At 74.5% G+C, this 19,712-nt stretch carries 23 protein-coding genes; 10 read left to right on the top strand and 13 right to left on the bottom strand.

Going from position 1 to position 19,712, the window contains the following annotated elements; all coding sequences use genetic code 11:
• Positions 1-92: acyl-CoA dehydrogenase family protein (locus tag ABTW95_RS08465; protein ID WP_353821960.1), on the top strand; the 92-nt coding region annotated here is incomplete at its 5' end.
• On the opposite strand, the gene ABTW95_RS08460 is transcribed toward ABTW95_RS08465, so the two are convergent.
• Together ABTW95_RS08460 and ABTW95_RS08455 are read right to left on the bottom strand one after the other, a co-directional pair.
• Complete coding sequence (locus ABTW95_RS08460; RefSeq protein ID WP_396454734.1) at positions 85-1,515, bottom strand: sensor histidine kinase; 1,431 nt, start codon at positions 1,513-1,515, stop codon at positions 85-87. The genes ABTW95_RS08465 and ABTW95_RS08460 overlap by 8 nt on opposite strands.
• A gap of 1 nt (position 1,516) precedes the next feature.
• On the bottom strand, positions 1,517-2,197 hold the full coding sequence (locus ABTW95_RS08455) for a response regulator transcription factor (RefSeq protein WP_500225664.1): 681 nt from the start codon (positions 2,195-2,197) through the stop codon (positions 1,517-1,519).
• Positions 2,198-2,313: 116 nt separating this feature from the next.
• Here ABTW95_RS08455 and ABTW95_RS08450 point away from each other — a divergent pair, with 116 nt between their 5' ends.
• From ABTW95_RS08450 to ABTW95_RS08440, 3 genes are all read left to right on the top strand, one after another.
• Complete coding sequence (locus tag ABTW95_RS08450; protein WP_396449185.1) at positions 2,314-2,973, top strand: PepSY domain-containing protein; 660 nt, start codon at positions 2,314-2,316, stop codon at positions 2,971-2,973.
• Positions 2,974-3,012: 39 nt separating this feature from the next.
• Positions 3,013-3,810: an SAM-dependent methyltransferase gene (locus tag ABTW95_RS08445; protein WP_396449186.1), complete on the top strand. Its 798-nt coding sequence runs from the start codon at positions 3,013-3,015 to the stop codon at positions 3,808-3,810.
• Between the two features lie 103 nt (positions 3,811-3,913).
• Positions 3,914-4,723, top strand: a complete 810-nt coding sequence (locus tag ABTW95_RS08440) for an ArsR/SmtB family transcription factor (RefSeq protein WP_396449187.1) — start codon at positions 3,914-3,916, stop codon at positions 4,721-4,723.
• A gap of 173 nt (positions 4,724-4,896) precedes the next feature.
• Here the strand turns inward: ABTW95_RS08440 and ABTW95_RS08435 are convergent, their stop codons facing one another.
• Together ABTW95_RS08435 and ABTW95_RS08430 are read right to left on the bottom strand one after the other, a co-directional pair.
• Positions 4,897-5,553 (bottom strand): trimeric intracellular cation channel family protein, encoded by a 657-nt coding sequence (locus tag ABTW95_RS08435; protein ID WP_396449188.1) that lies wholly within the window; start codon positions 5,551-5,553, stop codon positions 4,897-4,899.
• Positions 5,554-5,590: 37 nt separating this feature from the next.
• Positions 5,591-5,860: a hypothetical protein gene (locus tag ABTW95_RS08430; RefSeq protein WP_396449189.1), complete on the bottom strand. Its 270-nt coding sequence runs from the start codon at positions 5,858-5,860 to the stop codon at positions 5,591-5,593.
• A 137-nt stretch (positions 5,861-5,997) separates the two neighbouring features.
• Between ABTW95_RS08430 and ABTW95_RS08425 the strand changes: the two genes are divergently transcribed.
• On the top strand, positions 5,998-6,630 hold the full coding sequence (locus ABTW95_RS08425) for a YdcF family protein (protein WP_500225660.1): 633 nt from the start codon (positions 5,998-6,000) through the stop codon (positions 6,628-6,630).
• A 33-nt stretch (positions 6,631-6,663) separates the two neighbouring features.
• On the opposite strand, the gene ABTW95_RS08420 is transcribed toward ABTW95_RS08425, so the two are convergent.
• From ABTW95_RS08420 to ABTW95_RS08410, 3 genes are all read right to left on the bottom strand, one after another.
• Positions 6,664-6,852 (bottom strand): DUF5999 family protein, encoded by a 189-nt coding sequence (locus tag ABTW95_RS08420; RefSeq protein WP_500225679.1) that lies wholly within the window; start codon positions 6,850-6,852, stop codon positions 6,664-6,666.
• 158 nt (positions 6,853-7,010) lie between these two features.
• On the bottom strand, positions 7,011-7,523 hold the full coding sequence (locus ABTW95_RS08415; protein WP_396449191.1) for a hypothetical protein: 513 nt from the start codon (positions 7,521-7,523) through the stop codon (positions 7,011-7,013).
• Positions 7,524-7,790: 267 nt separating this feature from the next.
• Positions 7,791-8,606, bottom strand: coding sequence for an SAM-dependent methyltransferase (locus ABTW95_RS08410; protein WP_396449192.1), 816 nt, complete (start codon positions 8,604-8,606; stop codon positions 7,791-7,793).
• A 278-nt stretch (positions 8,607-8,884) separates the two neighbouring features.
• Between ABTW95_RS08410 and fdhA the strand changes: the two genes are divergently transcribed.
• Positions 8,885-10,099 carry a formaldehyde dehydrogenase, glutathione-independent gene (gene fdhA, locus ABTW95_RS08405; protein ID WP_500225657.1) on the top strand — a complete coding sequence of 405 codons (1,215 nt, stop codon included), beginning with the start codon at positions 8,885-8,887 and terminating at the stop codon, positions 10,097-10,099.
• Between the two features lie 36 nt (positions 10,100-10,135).
• On the opposite strand, the gene ABTW95_RS08400 is transcribed toward fdhA, so the two are convergent.
• From ABTW95_RS08400 to ABTW95_RS08390, 3 genes are read right to left on the bottom strand one after another with little or no spacing between them, the layout of a single operon-like run.
• Positions 10,136-11,944 (bottom strand): GMC family oxidoreductase, encoded by a 1,809-nt coding sequence (locus tag ABTW95_RS08400; RefSeq protein WP_396449194.1) that lies wholly within the window; start codon positions 11,942-11,944, stop codon positions 10,136-10,138.
• Positions 11,941-13,317, bottom strand: coding sequence for a tocopherol cyclase family protein (locus tag ABTW95_RS08395; protein WP_500225649.1), 1,377 nt, complete (start codon positions 13,315-13,317; stop codon positions 11,941-11,943). Before ABTW95_RS08395 ends, ABTW95_RS08400 begins: the two co-directional genes overlap by 4 nt.
• Entirely contained in the window at positions 13,314-14,009 is a 696-nt protein-coding gene (locus tag ABTW95_RS08390) for a FadR/GntR family transcriptional regulator (protein ID WP_500225647.1), read from the bottom strand. The genes ABTW95_RS08395 and ABTW95_RS08390 overlap by 4 nt, the downstream gene beginning before the upstream one ends.
• Before the next feature lie 103 nt (positions 14,010-14,112).
• Here ABTW95_RS08390 and ABTW95_RS08385 point away from each other — a divergent pair, with 103 nt between their 5' ends.
• Entirely contained in the window at positions 14,113-14,631 is a 519-nt protein-coding gene (locus ABTW95_RS08385) for a YbaK/EbsC family protein (RefSeq protein ID WP_500225645.1), read from the top strand.
• Positions 14,628-15,215, top strand: coding sequence for an HD domain-containing protein (locus tag ABTW95_RS08380; RefSeq protein ID WP_500225642.1), 588 nt, complete (start codon positions 14,628-14,630; stop codon positions 15,213-15,215). The genes ABTW95_RS08385 and ABTW95_RS08380 overlap by 4 nt, the downstream gene beginning before the upstream one ends.
• On the opposite strand, the gene ABTW95_RS08375 is transcribed toward ABTW95_RS08380, so the two are convergent.
• Both ABTW95_RS08375 and ABTW95_RS08370 read right to left on the bottom strand, forming a co-directional pair.
• A complete protein-coding gene (locus ABTW95_RS08375; RefSeq protein WP_500225641.1) occupies positions 15,191-16,285 on the bottom strand; it encodes an FAD-binding protein in 1,095 nt (364 codons plus the stop codon). The genes ABTW95_RS08380 and ABTW95_RS08375 overlap by 25 nt on opposite strands.
• Before the next feature lie 9 nt (positions 16,286-16,294).
• Positions 16,295-16,756, bottom strand: a complete 462-nt coding sequence (locus tag ABTW95_RS08370; RefSeq protein ID WP_396449200.1) for a MarR family winged helix-turn-helix transcriptional regulator — start codon at positions 16,754-16,756, stop codon at positions 16,295-16,297.
• 118 nt (positions 16,757-16,874) lie between these two features.
• On the opposite strand from ABTW95_RS08370, the gene ABTW95_RS08365 reads away from it, so the two are divergent.
• Complete coding sequence (locus ABTW95_RS08365; RefSeq protein WP_500225638.1) at positions 16,875-17,336, top strand: DoxX family protein; 462 nt, start codon at positions 16,875-16,877, stop codon at positions 17,334-17,336.
• A 312-nt stretch (positions 17,337-17,648) separates the two neighbouring features.
• Positions 17,649-19,082, top strand: coding sequence for an alpha,alpha-trehalose-phosphate synthase (UDP-forming) (locus tag ABTW95_RS08360; protein ID WP_500225634.1), 1,434 nt, complete (start codon positions 17,649-17,651; stop codon positions 19,080-19,082).
• Here the strand turns inward: ABTW95_RS08360 and ABTW95_RS08355 are convergent.
• Positions 19,015-19,695, bottom strand: a complete 681-nt coding sequence (locus ABTW95_RS08355; protein ID WP_396449203.1) for an ATP-binding protein — start codon at positions 19,693-19,695, stop codon at positions 19,015-19,017. The genes ABTW95_RS08360 and ABTW95_RS08355 overlap by 68 nt on opposite strands.
• Positions 19,696-19,712: the final 17 nt, after the last annotated feature.

Raw genomic sequence — 19,712 nt, 5'->3', positions numbered from 1 at the left:
AGCGGATGATGCGCGACGCCAAGATCACCCAGATCTACGAGGGCACCAACCAGATCCAGCGCATGGTCATGGCCCGCCAACTCCTCAAGTAGCCGGCAGCCGCACCTCGAACACCGCGCCGCCGCCGGGGGCGTCGCCGACGGCGATGCTCCCGCCGTGCGCCCGCGCCAGGTCCCGGGCGATGGCGAGGCCCAGCCCGGCGCCGCCCTCGTCCCGGCTGCGCGCGTCGTCCAGCCGCACGAACCGCTCGAAGATCCGCTCCCGGTCGGCGGCCGGCACGCCCGGCCCGTCGTCGGCGACCCGCAGCACGGCCGTGCCCGCCTCCTCGCGCAGCGAGAGCTCGACCGCGGCGTCCGCGTGCCGCTCGGCGTTGTCGAGCAGGTTGCCGACCACCCGCGACAGCCGTCCCGGCACCCCCATGACCCGCGGGTCGCCCTCGATCGACGCGCGCACCGCGACCCGGCCGGCGCCCGCGCGCCGCTCCAGCTCGTCCCGGACGAGCCGCCCGAGCGGCACCGGACGGGCCGGCGGGCGGTCGCCGGCGTCGATGCGCGCGAGGAGCAGCAGGTCGGCGGCGAGGTGCTGGAGCCGCACGACGTCCGCCACGAGCCCGTCCACGTCCAGCAGCCCCGGGTGCGCGGCCGCCACCTCCAGCTGCGTGCGCAGCGACGCGATCGGGCTGCGCAGCTCGTGCGAGGCGTCGGCGACGAACCCGCGCTGCCGCGCCACCGACTCCTCCAGAGCGGCGAGCGTCTCGTTGGTCGTCGCGGCGAGCCCGGCGATCTCGTCCCGCGACTCCGGCACCGGCACCCGCCGGGCCAGGTCGCCGGACGCGGTGATCTCCGCCAGCTCCGCCCGCACGGCCTCCACCGGCCGCAGCGCCCGCCGCGTGACCAGCCACGTCACCCCGGCGACCACGGCGAGCAGCAGCGGCAGCCCGGCCAGCATCGCCCGGGTGACCGTGCCGACCGCGTCCCGGGCGGCGGCCAGGTCGGCGCCCGCGTACACGGTGACGGTCTCGTCCCGCGGAGTCGTCACCTCGACCGCGGCGAACCGGTAGCCGGCGGTCCGGCCGTCCACGGTCGCGCCGCCGGTGGTGAACGCCGGGTCGCCGTCCGACACCTCGCCCCGTCCGGGATCGTCGTCCCGGTCGTCGCCCCGGTCATCGTCGTCGCCGCGGCCGCGCCCGGAACCGCCCGGCCGCACCTCGGAGGAGCCGGTGCCGTGAATCGCCTCCAGGTCCTCGCTCACCGCCCGGACACGGCCGTCCTCGCCGACGACCTGCACCGGATGGTCCTCGGCGTCGGGCAGGTCGAGCGCCCCGTAGGGGACGCCGGTCGCGAGCTGCGCCGCGACCTCCCGCGCCGCGACCTCGGCGCGCAGGTCGGCCTGCCCGGCGAGGTTCGCGCGCAGCAGCAGCACCACCGCGAGCCCCGCGGCGACCAGCGCGCCCGCCACCACGGCGGTCGCGCCCACGGTCGTCCGGGCCCGGACGGACGACGGGCGGCGGGCCACCTCAGGCGCCCCCGTCCCGGGCCAGCCGGTACCCGGCGCCGCGCACCGTCGTGATCGACCGGCGCCCGAACGGGACGTCGAGCTTGCGGCGCAGCGCGCTCACGTACACCTCGACGATGTTGGGGTCGCCGTCGTAGGCGAAGTCCCAGACCGCCTCCATGATCTGCGCCTTGGACACGACCCGCCCCGCGTTCGCCGCCAGGTGCTCCAGCACCGCGAACTCCTTGGCGGTCAGCTCCACCTCCGCGTCGCCCCGGAACACCCGGTGCGCGGCCGGGTCCACGGTGAGGTCGCCGAGCACGATGGCGGGCGCGGCGCCGCGCGTCCGGCGGCGCAGCAGCGCGCGGACGCGGGCCACCAGCACCACGTACGAGAACGGCTTGGTGAGGTAGTCGTCGGCGCCCGTGTCGAGGCCCTCGGCCTCGTCGTACTCGCCGTCCTTGGCGGTCAGCATCAGGATCGGCGTCTCGTCGCCCGCCGCCCGCAGCGCCGCGCACACCCGGTAGCCGTTCATCCCGGGCAGCATGATGTCCAGGACGATCAGGTCGTAGCCGCCGCCGAGCGCCCGGTGCAGGCCCTCGGCGCCGTCGTGGACGGCGTCCACCGCGAAGCCCTCGGCCGCCAGCCCCCGCGCGAGGGACGCGGCCAGGCGCTTCTCGTCCTCCACGATCAGCAGGCGCATGCCCTCAGCCTGCCAAACCCCGCCTGAAGACGGCTTCAGGTTGCTTCAGGAGCGCTACAGGAACGTCCGGCATCGTCGGTTCCGCAACGTCGGAGGGCACGAAGGGGCGGAGTCCGATGAAGATCGACGCACGGCGCCTGGCCGGGCGCATGGCCAGGGGACGCGGGCTGCTGGTCACGGTGGCCGCCGCGGGCGTCCTGGCGGCCGGGGGAGCGACGGCCGCGGTGGCCGCGGCGCACGACGACGACGGGCCGGGCGCGAGCGCGACCCCCACCGGCGACCGGCCCGGTACCCGGCCCGGCGACCGCAGCGGGGGCGGCGGCGCTCCGGCTGCGGCGGAGGTGCCGGTCGCGCGGGCGGTGGACGCCGCGCTGAAGGCGGCGCCCGGCAGGGTCGCGGAGATCGAACTCGACGACGAGCACGGCGTGACCGCCTGGGAGATCGACGTCGTCACCGACGGCGGCGACCGGCGCGACATCGCCGTCGACGCCGGAACCGGCGAGGTCCTGGCGAACCGCGCCGACGACCGCGACGACCGGGACGGCGACCGCGACGAGGACCCCGCGGCCCTGCGCCGGGCGAAGGTGACCGCGCCGGCCGCGGCCGGCGCGGCGCTGAAGGCGGTCTCCGGCCGGGTGACGTCCGCCGAGTTCGAGACCTGGCATGGCAAGGCCGTCTGGGAGGTCGACGTCACCGGCGAGGACGGGACGGCGTACGAGATAACCGTCGACGCCGCCACGGGCGAGGTTCTCGACAGGGAGGCGGAACAGGACTGACGCGTGTCGCGGCGGGGAAGGGGACCAGGGGAGGTGCGCATGAGTGAACAGAAACCCGGCCCCGACATCGACACCAGCGTCTCGCACGTGGCGCGCATCTGGAACTACTGGCTGGGTGGCAAGGACAACTATCCGGTCGACCGCGAGGTCGGCGACCAGATCCTCGGGATGCTGCCGGACGTGGCCCGGCTGGCGCGCGCGTCCCGGCTCTTCCTGAACCGGGTCGTGTGGCACCTCGCCGCCGAGGCGGGCATCCGCCAGTTCATCGACATCGGGACCGGCCTGCCCACGGTCGACAACACCCACGAGGTCGCGCAGCGGGCCGCGCCTGAGTCGAGGATCGTCTACGTCGACAACGACCCGCTGGTGCTGGAGCACGCGAAGTCGCTCCTCACCAGCACCCCCGAGGGCCGCACGGCCTACATCCACGCCGACGTGCGGGAGCCCGACGCGATCCTGGAGGCCGCCGCGGAGACGCTCGACTTCAGCAAGCCGATCGCGTTCACGCTGATGGGCATCCTGGAGTTCGTCCCCGACGACGAGGAGGCGTACCGGATCGTGCGGCGGCTGATGGCGGCGGTGCCGTCCGGGAGCTACTTCGCGATGTACGACGGGACGAACGTCATCCACGGAGAGGCGTCCGACCGGATCGTGGAGGTGTGGAACGCCTCCGGAAACGCGCAGCTGGCGCTGCGGACGCCCGAGCAGATCGCCGGGTTCTTCGAGGGCCTGGAGGTGCTGGAGCCGGGGATCGTCCCGGTGACGCACTGGCGCCCGGACACGCCCGGCGAGCAGGAGGCGGTCGACGCGTTCGGCGGGGTGGGCCGCAAGCCCTGACCGCCCGCGCCGTTGACATGCAACCATCCGGTTGCCTATCGTTTCAGGCAACCGGATGGCTGCATGTCCGGACGGCGGCCGCGACGAAGGCACTGGCGGGCAGATGGGCGCTCGCACGGACGAGGACATGGACGAGGACGACGTCTTCAAGGCGCTCGCCGACGCGAGCCGCCGCCGGCTGCTGGACGGCCTCAACGCCCGCAACGGCCAGACCCTCCGCGAACTGTGCGCCGGGCTCGACATGACCCGGCAGTCGGTCAGCAAGCACCTGGCGGTCCTGGAGGCCGCCGGGCTCGTCACGGCCATGCGCCGCGGGCGCGAGAAGCTCCACTACCTCGACGCCGCCCCCATCAACGCCATCGCCGACCGCTGGATGAGCCGGTACGACCGGCACCGGGCGCGCGCGCTCGCCGACCTGAAGACCGCATTGGAGCAGGCCCCGATGACCGCAAGCGAGTTCGTCTACACCACCTACATCAACACCACGCCGGAGCGCCTCTGGCAGGCCCTCACCGACCCCGCCTTCACCCGCGGCTACTGGGGCGTCTCCTTCGAGACCGACTGGAAGCCGGGCTCGACGATCACGTGGCACGAGGAGGGCGCGACCACCGCCGACCCCGAGCAGGTCGTCCTCGAAGCCGACCCCGGCCGCCGGCTCTCCTACACCTGGCACACCTTCACCCCCGAGTGGGCGAAGAGCGTCGGCGTGGACGAGGAGACGCGGCGCAGGCTCATGGCCGAGCCCCGCTCCACGGTGACCTTCGACATCGAGCCCGCCGGCGAGACGGTCAAGCTGACCGTCGTCCACCGGGCCGGCGAGGCGCTGCTCGACATGTCCCGGCACGGCTGGCCGCACGTCCTGTCCGGCCTGAAGACCCTGCTGGAGACCGGCGCCCCCCTGCCCAGCGTCTGACCGGCCGGCCACTTCCGCGACCGCGACCTGTCCCGCACACCGTCCTGTTCCGCACACCGTCCTGTTCCGCACACCGTCCTGTTCCGCACACCGTCCTGTCCCGCGCACCGTCGTCTCGCCCGACCTCGGCGACGCCGAGGAGGCCGCGGCCTTCGCCCGGCCGGGGCGCCGACTCACCGCCCGCCGCCGGGCGGGTCGTCCTCGGCGGCGGTGCCGGGCGGGCGCGGGGCGTTGAGGTTGTAGCGGACGCCGAGCATCCGGATGACGAAGCAGGCGCCCGCGGCGAGCAGCGCGGAGGGCAGCGCGTAGAGGTCGGCCTTGACGGCCGCGACGGTGATCCCCGCCGCGACGAGGGCCGGGATCGCGTACAGGTCGCTGCGCAGCACCGACGGGATCTGCAGGACGAGCGCGTCCCGGATCGTGCCTCCGCCGACCCCGGTGACCACCCCCAGCGCCAGCGCCGGCCCGATCCCCAGCCCGTAGGACAGGGCCTTGCTCGCCCCGATGACGGCGAACGTGCTCAGCCCGATGGCGTCCAGGACCGTGATCGGCATGTCCAGGCGGCCGAGCCGCCTGCTGAAAGCGAACGCGAGCAGCCCGCCGCCGGCGGCGAGGGCGAAGTAGCGCCAGTCGACGAACGTGGCGGGCGGGACCGCGCCGATGAGGACGTCGCGGACGACGCCGCCGCCCAGCGCCGTGATCATGCCGAGCGACACGACGCCGACAACGTCCAGCCGCGCCGCCCGCACCGCCGTCAGCGCCCCGTTCAGCCCGAACGCGAATGTGCCGGCCAGGTCCAGCGCGAGCAGCAGCGGCGGTTGGGTGCTCATCGCCCGTACCTGCCGAGGGGCGGGCGCGGCGCGCACGTCACAGCCGCATGCCGCTGCCGCCGGACTCCTCCTCGCCGTCGCTGGTGCGCTCCAGCTCCAGGTACTCGTCGTCGGGCCAGAGCTCGTCGGCGAGGCCGGCGAGGTACTCCTCCTCAGCGGGGTCCAGCTCGGCGACCATGGACTCCGGGTGCGCCGCCCCGGCGGGCGGTGCGCCGGGCGCGGCCCTCGACGGCATGGGGCGGAGCAGGCGGGGCAGGCAGAGGCCGAACAGCGCGAGCAGGCACGCGAGCACCAGGACTGTGATCACACCACACCGTCCTTTCGCGGTCGAGTTCCACATGATTCTTGCGTAAGTAACAAAACAGTTGAACGTTATCGGGACCGCCCGCCGGATGGGAGCCCGACATGCGGGGCGCCGGGGACAATGACCCGGTGGAGTCTCATGTGGACGCGCGTGCGCGCGAGCTGGCGAGGACCGTCTGGGACCACCTGGTGCTGTCCGGGCCTCTCTCCAAGGCTGACGTGATCCTCGCGCTGGGGTGCCACGACACGCGGGTCGCGGCGCACGCGGCGAGGCTTTGGCATGACGGATGGGCGCCGCTGGTGGTCGTCTCGGGCGGGCGCGGCAAGATCACCTCGGCCTGGGCGGAGACCGAGGCGCGGGTGTTCGGGCGGGTCGTGCGCGAGCACGGCGTCCCGGAGGACGCCCTGCTGCTGGAGGAGACGGCGGCCAACACCGGGGAGAACATCACGGCGTCGCGGCGGCTGCTGGGGGAGCGGGGGATCGCGGTGCGGAGCGGGATCCTGGTCGCCAAGCCCTATATGAAGCGGCGGGCGGTCGCGACGGCGCGGCGGCAGTGGCCCGGCGTGGACTGGTCCGCCGCCGCGCCCGACCTCGGGTTCGACGGGTTCGAGGCGGACGAGCGCCGGTTCATCGAGCTGATGGTGGGGGACCTGCAGCGGATGGTGGTGTACGCGGAACGCGGCTTCCAGGTGCCGATGCCCGTCCCGGCGGAGGTGTGGGCGGCCTACGAGGAGCTCGCCCGGCTGGGATACGACAGGCACGTGATCAGATGACGCGCCTCGGCCGGCGCGGCCGGTGCGCGCCCGCTACGCGGTCGTGATCGGGCGGTGCGGGGCGATGGCCCGGCCGTCCGGCAGCAGCTCGCCGGTGTCCTCGAAGACCACGATGCCGTTGCACAGCAGGCTCCATCCCTGCTCGGGATGGGCGGCGACGATCCGCGCGGCCTCGCGGTCGAGGTCGTCGGGCGCCGGACACTGCGGCTCGTGCGTGCAGATGGTGTCGTGCTGAGCGGTCACGGGGTTCCTCCACGGTGTCCCTGTGATTAAGGACATACTGCAGCCTGCCGCCGTGCGTCCGAAATATGCAAGTGGATGGCGGATTCTTTACCGTTCAGTGCGTGTGAAGCGCGGTGAGATCGGGCATTTGGTGCGATTCACCGCAAGAGACCACCGTCGGGCTCGTCGCCGTGGTCCACGTCCAGGCCGACGACGGACGTGCAGCCGGTGCAGATCCACTCGGCGATGACGGCCTCGGAGTTGGTCGCGTGCGTCCGGTACGGGCGGTCGACCGCCCGGCGGCGCATCCCGTGGCCGCACGACGAGTGCAGGAGCCGGCCGCAGGTGGGGCACGGCCACACGTCCTCGCGCCGGAGGTCGCAGCGCGGGCACAGCGGCGCCTCGTAGCCCCCCGCCGGCTCGCCGAAGGCCATCTCGTTGAGCCACTCCTGCTCAAGGTCGAGGTACTCGTCCCCGGGCCAGTGGTGGTCGGCGAGCCACGCGAGGTACTCCTCGTCCCCGGGCCCGAGGACGGTCGTCAGGGACTCGGGGTGCTCGCGGTCCGAGCCGTGCCGGTACGAGCGTTGTCGGCGCCTGCCGTGCCGCGCGGTGGCCAGGAGCGTCACGAGGCCCAGGAGCGCGGCCGCGGCCAGGCCTGTCGCCAGGGGCATCGCGGCGTCCTCACATGATCTTGTGGCGGGAAGGTCCGATCATGAATGCACTTCACAAAACGCTGCGAACGCTACAAGAAAGGGTTGACAACGGAAAAGTCGATCAGAAAGATCCTTTACTGATTCATGATCGGGGCCGGCGTCCGGAACCGGGCGGTCGCCGCGTCCGCAACCGCGCGGCCTGCGGGAACCGGCCCTCCGAGCCTCCCGGACCGCCCGCGCCCGGCGGCCCGGTTTCACTCTCCGCTGAATCCGGGTTTCCCGGACTCAGTCCTTGCGGCCGAGCACGGCCACCATCTGGGTGTGCAGGGGGTGCTCCAGCGGCCCGGCCGGCCCGTTGGGGCGCCACTCGGTCACGTTGGCGACGCCCGGCTCCAGGATCGTGAGCCCGTCCATGAACCGCGCGATCTCCGACGAGTGGCGGAAGTAGGAGCCGCCCAGGCCCGACTGCAGGATGCGCTTGGCCTCCTCGACGCGCGGGTCGTTCCCCGAGTCGTGCAGGTGCGTGAGAATGACGTGGCTGCCGGGCGCGAGGTGCTCCACCAGGGCCCGGACGACGCCCGCCGGGTCCCGCTCGTCCGGCACGTGGTGGATGATCGCGGCCAGCACGACCCCGATCGGGCGCGACAGGTCGAGCATCCCGGTCAGCGCGGGGTGGGAGAAGATCTTCTCCGGCTCGTACAGGTCGCCCTGGATGAACGTCGCGACGCCGTCCTCGGTGAGCAGCGCCCGCCCGTGCGCCAGCACGATCGGGTCGTTGTCGACGTACACGACCTTCGCGGCGGGGTTCGCGGCCCGCGCGAACTGGTGCACGTTGGACGCGGTCGGCAGCCCCGATCCGATGTCGAGGAACTGGTCGATGCCGACGTCGCGTCCCAGGTACGTCACCGCGCGCTCGATGGCGACCCGGTTGCCCTGCGCCACCACGGGCGCCTCCGGGACGAGCTCCATCACCATGTCGGCCACCTCGCGGTCGGCGGCGAAGTTGTCCTTCCCGCCGAGGAAGTAGTCGTACACCCGCGCGAACGTCGGCGTTGAGGGATCGATGCCGGGGGGCGCGCTCTCGGGAAGCTCATCGGCCACGACGTGCGGCTCCTTCTGTCCAAACGCCTACGCCGCCGGCGCAGGTGGTCCTGGCCCGAGCATAGGCCCGAATCCCTTGCGGGGGAGGGCCTTTCGCGCCCCGGGGTGCGGTTTCCGCGGAGCCGGGGTGCGGGGATCCGGGCGGGCGGGCCGGCCGGCCGCCGTGTCCTCGCAGTCCTGCGGTGCCCGGGGACCTGAACCAGCCTCCGAAAAACGGACTAAGGGACACAAGTCGGGTATGGGGTTCCGCACCGATCGTCAACGCGGAGGGAGCAACCGTGGCGGACACCAACCGAGGCGTCGTCTACCAGGGGCCGGGCAAGGTCACGGTCGAGGACCTGGACTTCCCGAAGCTCGAACTCGCCGAGCAGGGCGGGCGCAAGCTCCAGCACGGGGCGATCCTGAAGGTCCTGGCCACCAACATCTGCGGCTCCGACCAGCACATGGTGCGCGGCCGGACGACCGCGCCCGCCGGGCTGACGCTCGGCCACGAGATCACCGGCGAGGTGATCGAGACCGGCCGGGACGTCGAGTTCGTCAAGGAGGGCGACCTCGTCAGCGTCCCGTTCAACATCGCGTGCGGCCGCTGCCGCAACTGCAAGGAGGGCCACACCGGCGTCTGCGAGAACGTCAACCGGGAGCGGCCGGGCGCCGCCTACGGGTACGTCGACATGGGCGGCTGGCACGGCGGGCAGGCCCGGTACGCGGTCGTCCCGTACGCCGACTTCAACCTGCTCAAGTTCCCCGCCGACCGCGACACCGTGATGGCCAAGCTGCCGGACCTCGCGATGCTGTCGGACATCTTCCCGACCGGCTACCACGGTGCCTGCACCGCCGGCGTGACGACCGGCTCCACCGTGTACGTGGCGGGCGCGGGCCCGGTCGGCCTCGCGTGCGCGACCGCCTGCCTGCTGCTCGGCGCCGCCGTCGTGATCGTCGGCGACCTGAACGAGCAGCGGCTCGCGCAGGCCCGCGGCTTCGGCTGCGAGACGATCGACCTTTCGCGGCACGACGACGTGCCCGGGCGGATCGAGCAGATCCTCGGCGTCCCCGAGGTGGACGCGGCCGTCGACTGCGTCGGGTTCGAGGCGCGCGGCCACGGCCCCGAGGGCTCGGCGGGGGAGCAGCCGGCGACCGTCCTGAACACCCTGATGGAGATCACCCGCGCGGCGGGCGGGCTCGGCATCCCCGGCCTGTACGTCACCGGCGATCCCGGCGCCGCCGACGAGAACGCCAGGGTCGGGCAGTTGGGACTGCGTCTCGGGCTCGGCTGGGCCAAGTCGCAGTACTTCGTCACGGGGCAGTGCCCGGTGATGAGGTACAACCGGCAGCTGATGATGGCGATCCTGCACGACCGGGCGGAGATCGCGCGGAACGTCAACGCGTCGGCGATCCCGCTCGACCGGGCGCCCGAAGGGTACGCCGAGTTCGACCGGGGCGCGGCGCGCAAGTACATCCTGGACCCGCACGGCGTGCTGGGGTCCGCGGCCTGACGCCCGCCGGCCGCCGCACGTCGCCCGCCGGCCCCGTCACTCGATGCCCCGGGCGATCCGCAGCGCCATCGCCATGATGGTGAGCTGCGGGTTCACCTCGGGGCACGTCGGCAGCACGGACGCGTCCGCGACGTGCACGCCGCGCACGCCGCGCAGCCGCCCGTACGGGTCGACGGGCGCGGCGGCCTCGTCCACGCCGAGCCTGGCCGTGCCGGTCGGATGGAACCCGGCCAGGTGCAGGTCGGCGCGCGAGGCCGCCGCGACCGCCCGGACGAGCTGCTCCTCGTCCCGGACGACGGGGTCGCGGGCCAGCCCGGTCAGCACCTCCTCCGCCCCGGCGGCGAACAGGACCCGCCCCATCGCGACCATCGCGCGGCGCAGCCGCCCGGCGCTCTCGCGGGTCAGGTCGTAGCGGAGCAGCGGGCGGCGCCGCGCGCCGTGCACCCGGCCGGACGGGGCGTCCGCGATCATCGCGCCGAGCACGGCGAGGTCGCGCGCGCCGTCCAGCTCGCCGCGCAGGCCGCGGCCGAGGCCGGGCAGCGGGAACGAGGTCATGCCCGGCGGCGCGGCGGTCGCCTCGATGAGGATGCCGTCGCCGTGCAGCTCCTCGATGCCGACGCTCTGCATGACCCCCGTCCACGACTCCACCGGCTCGGCGAAGCGTCCGGCCACGTTCGTCGCGGGGTGGACGGCCATGCCGCGCCCCAGTTCCGGATGCCCGCCGAGGCCCGAGCGCCGCAGCAGCGGGGGCGTCTGCGTGGCGCCCGCCGCGACGACCACGCGCGGCGTGAGGATCTCGAAGGACGTGCCGTCCGGGCGGCGCGCCCGCACGCCGGTCGCGGTCCCGCGCTCGACCAGGATCCGCTCGGCCCGCGCATGGGTCACGATGCGCGCTCCGGCCTCGCACGCCTGCGGGAGCGCGTTGAGGTGCACGCCGTACTTGGCGTTGTGCGGGCACCCCACGGCGCACTGGGCGCTGCCCCTGCAGCCCGGCGCGTTGCGGCGCAGCGGCGCGGCCCGCCAGCCGAGCCGTTCGGCGCCCGCGAGCGCGAGCCGCCCGTTGCGGCCGAGCGGCCCGGCGGGCTGCCGCGCGACGCGCAGCGTGGCCTCGACCTCGTCGAGGTCCGCGGCGAAGTCCGCCACGGGGACGCCGAGGGACGTCCAGCGGCGCAGCACGCGGTCGGGCGTCCGGTAGCAGGTGCCGCTGTTCACGACGGTCGTCCCGCCGACCGCGCGGCCCTCGGGCAGCAGCACGGGCGGGCGGCCGAGCGCCACCGCCGCGCCGCCGTCCCGGTACAGGTCGAGGAACCGCTCCAGCGGCGGGCGCTCCCGGAACTCGGCGGCGGTGAACCGCCGCCCCTCCTCCAGGACCACCACCGACATGCCGCGCCTGGCCAGGGTCCGCGCCGCCATCGCGCCGCCCGCGCCGGACCCGATCACGACGGCGTCGGCGGTCGCGCAGGCCGGCCAGCCGGCGGACGGCGTGCAGTCGAGCGGGGCGTCGGGGCGGACGGGCTCGCCGGGCTCCGGCGGCCCGGGCAGCAGCCCGGTCCCGGCCGCCAGCAGCAGCGGGATCTTCATCGTCTCGGCGATCCGGGCGGTGGACGCGCGCGAGGCCAGCAGCGCGCAGAGCGCGTCCCGCCGGCCGGCGTCGAGCCGGTCCAGGGGCCGGCCGGTGGTGAGGCGCGACAGCGCGTCCAGCGTGCCGGCGCCCGCGGCCAGCCCGAGCCGCGCGGGACCGGGCAGCGCGTGCACGATGGCCTCGGCGCCCGCGGTGACCCGCGCCAGCTCGTCCTCGTCGTCGATGCCGAGCAGCACCGAGATCGTCCCCGCCATGGCGCTCATCGCAGCCCCACCTCCGCGTGGCCGGTGCCGTCCAGCCGCCACTCGCGCTCGGTCGCCCAGGAGCGCCCCGACCGGCGCGCCAGCGTGATCCGCACGTCCGCGCGCTCGGTGTTGTGGCAGACCGCCGGGGCGCCGTCGGGATCGGCGTAGTCGACCGCGACGGTCTCCTCAGGCCGCTGCGCGACCTCGACGCGCAGCAGCCGGTCCCCGATCCGGCCCCGGACCGTCCAGGCCGGGAGGCCGATGTCGGCGCGCAGCCGGAGCGCCGCGAGCAGCGGGTCGCCGGAGGGCAGGTCCCGCCCGTCCACCCGCAGCCGCACGAACGGGAGCGGGGGCAGCCGGTCCAGGCCCGGCCGCGTCGAGACCGCGGCCACGATCTCGCACACGTCGCCGCCGCCGAGGTCGGCGTGCAGCCACGCCCACCGGCGCGCGTTGCCGTGCCCGTAGATGCGGGCGGACGCGCCCGGCGCGCCCTCCAGCTCCAGGACCCGGTCGCCGAAGCGCACCGCGCCGCCGTAGACCGCCGCCGGCTTCGGGACGATCTGCGCCGCCGGCAGCAGCTCCCGCTCCCACGCCCAGCGCGGGAACGTGTGGATCGGCCGCCCGCCGCCGGACTCGCGCAGGTCCCACGTGATCGGCCCGGCCGTCCCGGTGAGCCGGTCGTCGGTCTGCACGACGGGCCCGGCGGCGAACAGGGCGTCCTCGGGGCGGGTCCACTCCTCCGGACCGAACCGCGCGAGCACCGGGCGCTCGCCGGGCGGGAACACCGCCGCCCAGCCGTGTGCGCGCGCACCGCCGCCGTCCGGCGCCACCAGCTCGTGGTGGAGCCACACCCCGGTGCCGGTCGCCGGGTCGGTCAGCGTCGTGTACCAGACCTCCAGCCGCCCGGGCCGGCCCCGCCACCGCGACCGCATCGGGTCGTCCCGCCGCGCCGGGACGCGGAAGCTCGCGAGGAACGCCGCGAGGTCCCGCCGCAGGCGGAACCGCAGCCGCGCCTCGCCGACCACCTTCCCGTCCGCGTCGGTCACGGTGGCCGGCAGCGAGGTCATCGAGCGGACGGGCCGGCCCGCGGACACCGACTTCCAGCCGTCCAGGTGCAGGCGGCGCCCGTCGCCGGCGGTGAAGTCCAGGGTGTAGCGGATCCGGCGGGCGGCGAGCGGCGCGACGCGGAGCCGGCCGGACGCCTCCGGGTCGTCCGCCCAGTCCGGCACCGCGACCCGTCCCGTCAGGGCGCCCTCGGCGTCGCCCCACGGCCGCAGGACCCCGGGCAGGTCGGCGGCCAGCTCCAGCCGCATCGGCCGCGCCCGGTCCTCCCCGGAGAGCCGCAGCTCGCCCTCCATGACCTCGCTGAACGTCGTGCGCCTGGCGCTCATCGCGCACCCCTCGTCATGATCGCCTCGGTCTCGGTGAAGTAGGCGTCGGCCGCCTCGCGCGTCCGGTCCGGGTCGCCGTCGCACAGCGCGTCGATCAGCGGCGTGAGCCGGTCCGCGGCCGCGCCGGGGTCGGCGAACGCGTGCGCGAACCCCTCCCGGACGGCCAGGTAGGCGTTCAGCAGCGCGTTCACCATGAACCCGTACACCCGGTTCCCGGTCGCGCCGCCGATGACGCGGTGGATCTCGCACTCGGCGAGCTGCGCCGCGTCCGCGTCCGGCGCGTTCCGGACCTCCTCGGCCAGGTCCCGCAGCAGGGCGCGCTGCCCGGGCGTCGCGTGCTCCGCCGCCCGCGCCGCCACCCGCGCGCCGACCTCGCGCCGGACCTCGAAGATCTCCGCCATCCAGGCGGGGCCGACCGTGCGGGCCAGCATCGGCAGCAGCTCGGGGCCGCCGAGCCGCTCGTAGTCGCGGACGCGCGTCCCCACGCCGTGCCGCGTCTCCAGCAGCCCGGCCTGCGCGAGCCGCACGATCGCGTGCTTCAGCGACGTGCGCGTCACCTCGTACCCGGCGGCCAGTTCCCGCTCGGGCGGCAGGTAGGAGCCGGGCGGGTACCGGCCGCTGAGCACGTCGTCGCGCAGCCGGTCGACGAGCGAGTCCACGACGGTGTCGCGGGGGATCGGCGAGGACGGCACGGAACCTCCTGTGGCTGAGTGGCTCAGCCACTGGACCACAAGGGAGGTCCCGGCGTCAAGACCGTGGCAAGGTGGGACGGGCGACACGGAAGGGGACGCACAGATGCTCGGCACGCTCGACTGGGGCCCGGCGGACGAACGGCTCGACCTCCTCGCGGCGCCCGTGGCCGCCGCTGTCGGCGCGGTACCGGACGCCGAGGTCGCCGAGATCGACCCCGGGCTCGCCGACACCGCCGCGTTCTGCGAGCGCTACGAGGTGCCCCTGGACGCCAGCGCCAACTGCGTGGTCGTCGCCGCCAAGCGCGGCGGCCAGGTCTCCTACGCGGCCTGCATGGTCCTCGCCACCGGCCGCGCCGACGTGAACGGCGTCGTCCGCAGGCGCCTCGGGGCCCGCAAGGTCTCGTTCGCGCCGATGGCGGACGCGACCTCGCTGACCGGCATGGAGTACGGCGGCATCACCCCCGTCGGCCTCCCCGGGGGCTGGCCGGTGCTGGTGGACGAGGCCGTCGCCGCCGCACCGCGCGTCGTCATCGGCAGCGGCCTCCGCAAGTCGAAGATCCTCCTGCCCGGCAAGGCGCTCACCGGGCTCCCGGGAGCCGAACTCCTCGCCCTGGCGCGGTGAGCGGCGCGCTGCGCCGGGTGCTGGCCGACCCGGGGCCGCGCCCGCTTCCGGACGCGGCCGTCCGCCTGCTGACCGCCGCCGGCGCGCCGCCGCGCCTCGCCGCGCACCTGCGCGCCGTCCACGACGTGGCCGCCGACCTGGTCGCCTGGGCCGGCGAGCGCCATCCGGCGGCGGCCGTGGACGCGGAGGCCGTCCTGTTCGGCGCCGCCACGCACGACATCGGCAAGGCGCTGCATCCCGCGGAGCTGTCCGGTCCGGGCTCGGCGCACGAGCGGGCCGGGCACGCCCTGCTGCGCGAGCACGGCGTGCCCGAGCGCCTCGCGCGCTTCGCCCGCACCCACGCGTCCTGGGACGCCCCCGGCACCGGCATCGACGACCTCCTCGTCAGCCTGGCCGACAAGATCTGGAAGGGCAAACGGGTCCCGGGCCTCGAACAGCGGATCGTGGACGTGCTCGCCGCCGCGTCCGGCGAGGAGGCGTGGCGGGTCTTCACGGAGCTCGACGACGTCTGCGACCGCCTCGCCGCGGGAGCCGACGCGCGGCTGGCCTTCCAGGCCGCCTATCCGGTCGAGTCGACGGCGTAGCGGACGCCGCCGGCGGCTCTGGCGCGGCCGAGGAGGCGGCGGTTGGCGGCGAGCATGTCCGGGACGGACGCGCAGCCGGGGGAGGCCGTGCGCAGCACGCTGAACAGGACCGGGTCGTCCGGCGCCGCCAGCATCGGGACGTGGCCGACCCGGAGCGCCTTCACCAGGATGACGCCGCTCAGGCCCAGCTCCGCCGGGGACGTCTCGGCGAGCGTCGACTCGATCACGGCGGCCGCGCGGGCCATGGGCAGGAACACCATGGCCCACGGGTGCGGGCGCGCCCATTCGCCGAGCGCGACCAGCTCCGCGACGTCGGGGCGCATCCGGTCGGCGAAGTCGAGGTAGGCCAGGGTCTCGGTCTCCGCGGTGCCGGGCGGCGGCTCGGCCCCGTCCCCGTACAGGACGGCCTTGGCCTCGAAGCGCCAGCCGCCGTCCGCGGGCCTGACCCGGCCCGAGATGTGATCGGCCGTGACCTCGCGCTGGACGCGCAGCAGGTCGCTCGCGTCCCGGCACGGGATCGTGCAGGAGAGGACCCGCTCGGGCGCCGGGACGAGCCGCAGCGCCGCTCCCGTGATGACCCCGTGCCGGCCGAGCCCGCCGCGGACGGCGTCGAAGAGGCCGGGCCGGACGGCGGGGGAGCAGGTCACCTGCGCGCCGTCCACGACGACGTCCAGCGAGAGCACGTTGTCGGCCTGCGTGCCGTGCACGTGGGACGTCCCGCCGATGCCGCCCGCGGAGATCGTCCCGCCGGCCGTCACGTCCAGGTGGTCGGTCAGGACGGGCGGGGCCAGGCCGTGCGGCAGCGTCGCGGCGAGGACCTCGCGCCAGGTCGTCCCGGCGGCGACGGACGCGTGCCGCTCGCCGACCTCGCGGACGCCCGCGAGCCCGCGCATGTCGAGGGAGACGCCCGCGGTCAGCGACTGCCCGGAGGCGGAGTGCCCGAGGCCGCGCGGGACCGCGTCCAGCCCGTCCGCGGCGGCCGCGCGGACGGCTTCCGCCACCTCCGCCGCGGACCCCGGGCGGACGACCCGCGCGGGCGAGCGTTCGACGATGCCCCCGAAATCGCGCATGGGCGCCGGTCAGCGGCCGCGGAGGCGGTCGGCCACGCGGCTGAGCGCGTCGCCGAGCAGCTCGATCTCCGCCGGGGTCAGCACGTCGATGAGCGTCTCGCGGACGACGCGGCGGTGCCCGGGCCGGACGCGGTCGAGGGCGGCGGCGCCGTCGTCGGTCAGTTCCGCCCACACCGAACGGCGGTCGGTGGCGCAGCCCGACCGCTTGACGAACCCGGCCCGTTCGAGCTGGGTGACCTGGTAGGTCAGCCGGCTCTTCGACACCATCACCTCCCGCGCCAGGTCCGACATGCGCAGCCTGCGTTCCGGGGCGGAGCGCAGTTTCACCAGCACCTCGAATTCGGCGTGGGACAGCCCGCCGTCCCGCTTGAGCTGCCGCTCGATCTCGTGGTCGACCAGGTGCCCTGCCGCGAGGAAGGCCATCCAGGCGCGCAGCTCGTGCGGCTCCAGTGCGTCCCCGGCATCGTTCACGTGGGTGATTCTAGTTGGCATGAAAACACCCTTGAAGTTTCTAAATGGTCTGAATTTGAATCATCTTGCTAGCGTTCTGCTAGTTCGCTTTTGAACCTTCCAGTGGAGGAGACGAGGTATGCTCCCACCCCGCCGCCATCCCGCCCTGCCCGACGCCGGCCTGCTCCTCGGCAGGCTCGCCGTCGGCGTCGTCTTCGTCGCGCACGGCTGGCAGAAGCTCACCGACGAGGGCCACGCGGCAGTCGCCCGCTCGTTCGACCACCTCGGCATCCCGCTGCCGGGCCTGGCGGCCGTCTACGGCACCTGGGTCGAGCTGCTCGGCGGCGCCGCGCTGATCGCCGGGGTCCTGGTGCCCCTCGCCGGCGTCCTCATCGCCCTCGACATGGCGGGGGCGTTCTACTACGTGCACATGGGCAAGGGGCTGTTCAACCAGGAGGGCGGCTATGAGTACGTGATGGTCCTCGGCGTCGTCTGCCTCCTGCTCGCCTTCACGGGCGGCGGCCGCTTCTCCCTCGACGCGCTCGTGCGGGGCCGCCGCCGCGGCGCGTCCGAACCCGGACGGCAGTCCGTCCCCGCCTGACGCCCCCCGCCTGACGCTCCCCGCCCGCTCGATCGACCGGGGCCGGGCCTCGCCGCCCCGAGGCCCGGCCCGTCAATGTGATCTGGGTAACTTTTCCGCCCGCTCGGCGGGTGCCGTGACCGCCGTCTCGACACCGGTCACCTGGCGGGAAAGGAATATGGCCCGCTCCAATCCCGCGGGATCGTCCTCCCCGGTCCCTGACATCCGCCTTTTCAACCTCCTGCTCCTTAGCGTCGAAGTGACAAGATGTTCCCGATGACCGTTTTTGGGCATGAGTGATCGCTGAGGGTTTCCTGGAGAGGCGGGTCGCAGGTGTCGCGCGGTAGTGAGTTCGTAGTGGTGGCCAACCGGCTTCCGGTCGACCGGATCGTCGGGGACGACGGCGTCCCCCGCTGGCGGCGCAGCCCGGGGGGCCTGGTCAGCGCCATCGCCCCGGTGATGCGGCGGCGGCAGGGCACGTGGATCGGGTGGACCGGTGCGCCGGACGAGGAGATCGAACCGTTCGAAGAGGACGGCATGGAGCTCCACCCCATCACCCAGTCCGCGCAGGAGGTCGAGCTCTACTACGAGGGCTTCTCCAACGCGACGCTATGGCCGCTCTACCACGACGTCGTGGCCCCGCCCGTGTACGACCGCGCGATGTGGGACGCCTACGTCCGCGTGAACAAGCGGTTCGCGGAGGCGGCGGCGGAGGTCGCGGCCAAGGGGGCGGTCGTCTGGGTGCAGGACTACCAGCTCCAGCTCGTCCCGTCGATGCTCCGGGAGCTGCGCCCCGACCTGCGCATCGGCTTCTTCCTGCACATCCCGTTCCCGCCGGTCGAGCTGTTCTGGCAGCTGCCGTGGCGGCGGCGGATCCTGGAGGGCCTGCTCGGCGCCGACCTGGTCGGCTTCCAGCTGCCCGGCGCCGCGGCCAACTTCGTGCGGCTCTGCCGGCGGCTGCTGGACGCCCGCTACGTCAAGCAGGACGTCTTCTGGGACGACCGCGTCGTGCGCGCCCGCGCGTTCCCGATCTCCGTGGACGTGGGCGAGCTGAACGACCTGGTCGGGCGGCCGGACGTCCAGGAGCGGGCGCAGGAGATCCGCGCCGACCTCGGCGACGCGACGATCCTGCTGGGCGTCGACCGGCTCGACTACACCAAGGGCATCACGCAGCGGCTGCAGGCGTTCGGGGAGCTGTTCGAGGACGGCCACCTCAAGCCGGGCCAGGGCGTGTTCGTGCAGATCGCCACGCCGAGCCGGGAGCGGGTCGAGCAGTACCAGCTGCTGCGCGAGGAGATCGAGCAGCTGGTCGGGCGCATCAATGGGGAGCACGGCGAGATCGGGTTTCCGGTCGTGCACTATCTGCACACCTCGTATGACCGCGCCGAGCTGGCCGCGCTCTACCTCGCCGCGGACGTGATGGTGGTGACCCCGCTGCGGGACGGCATGAACCTGGTCGCCAAGGAGTACGTGGCCTGCCGCAAGGACCTGCGGGGCACGCTGGTGCTGAGCGAGTTCACCGGCGCGGCGGCCGAGCTGAAGCGCGGCGCGTTCCAGGTCAACCCGTACGACATCGACGGGCTCAAGGGCACGCTGCTGGCGGCGCTGAACGCCGAGCCGGCCGACCAGGCGCGGCGGATGCGCGCGATGCGCCGCCGCGTGATCGAGAACGACGTGGACCGCTGGGCCCACGCGTTCCTCAGCGAGCTGGAGCGTCCGGAGCGGTCCCGCTCCGCTGAGCAGGCTCCGCCCCTGCCGGCGGGCTGACCCGCAGGTCGAAGGCCGCCCAGACGGCCTTGCCCCCGGTGGCGAGCCGCGCCCAGCCCCACGCGTCGCTGATCGCGCCGACCACGACCAGGCCGCGGCCGCCCTCCACGAAGCGGTCGGGCTCGGCCGGCGCCGGCTCGGGCGCGCGGGCCGACGGGTCCGTCACCGACACGACGAGCCGCCGCGGGTGCCCGACCAGCACGACCTGGATCGGGCACAGCGGCAGCGGCTGGGGCAGCCCCTCCAGGCCGTGCCGCAGCGCGTTCGTCACCAGCTCCGACACGGCCACGACCACGTCGCCGGCGTCGCCGGAGAGGCCCCACTCGTCCAGCGTGGCCTGGGTGAACTCGCGCGCCGACCGGGGTGCGGTGATCTCCGCGGGGAGCACCCGGCGCGCGGTGCGCGGGGTGCCGGCGTGCGGCGTCGGCCACAGCCCCGCCAGGCCGGGCACGGCGACCGGGACGCTCGCGCGGGGGTTCGCTGGGGCGTTCGGACCGGGCGGCGTCGGCGCCGCATCCGGCCAGGGCGCGTGCACCGCGGCGGCGGCGTGCCGCGGGCGGCCGCCCCCCATGGCGGCGGGGGCCGCGACTTCGTCTGCCTGGTCAACGGTCATGGTCGAACCTCTGAGGC

Origin of the sequence: Spirillospora sp. NPDC127506 (genome assembly GCF_040302145.1) — a bacterium.
Taxonomy (GTDB): domain Bacteria; phylum Actinomycetota; class Actinomycetes; order Streptosporangiales; family Streptosporangiaceae; genus Spirillospora.
This window is presented reverse-complemented; position numbering and strand designations above follow the sequence as displayed.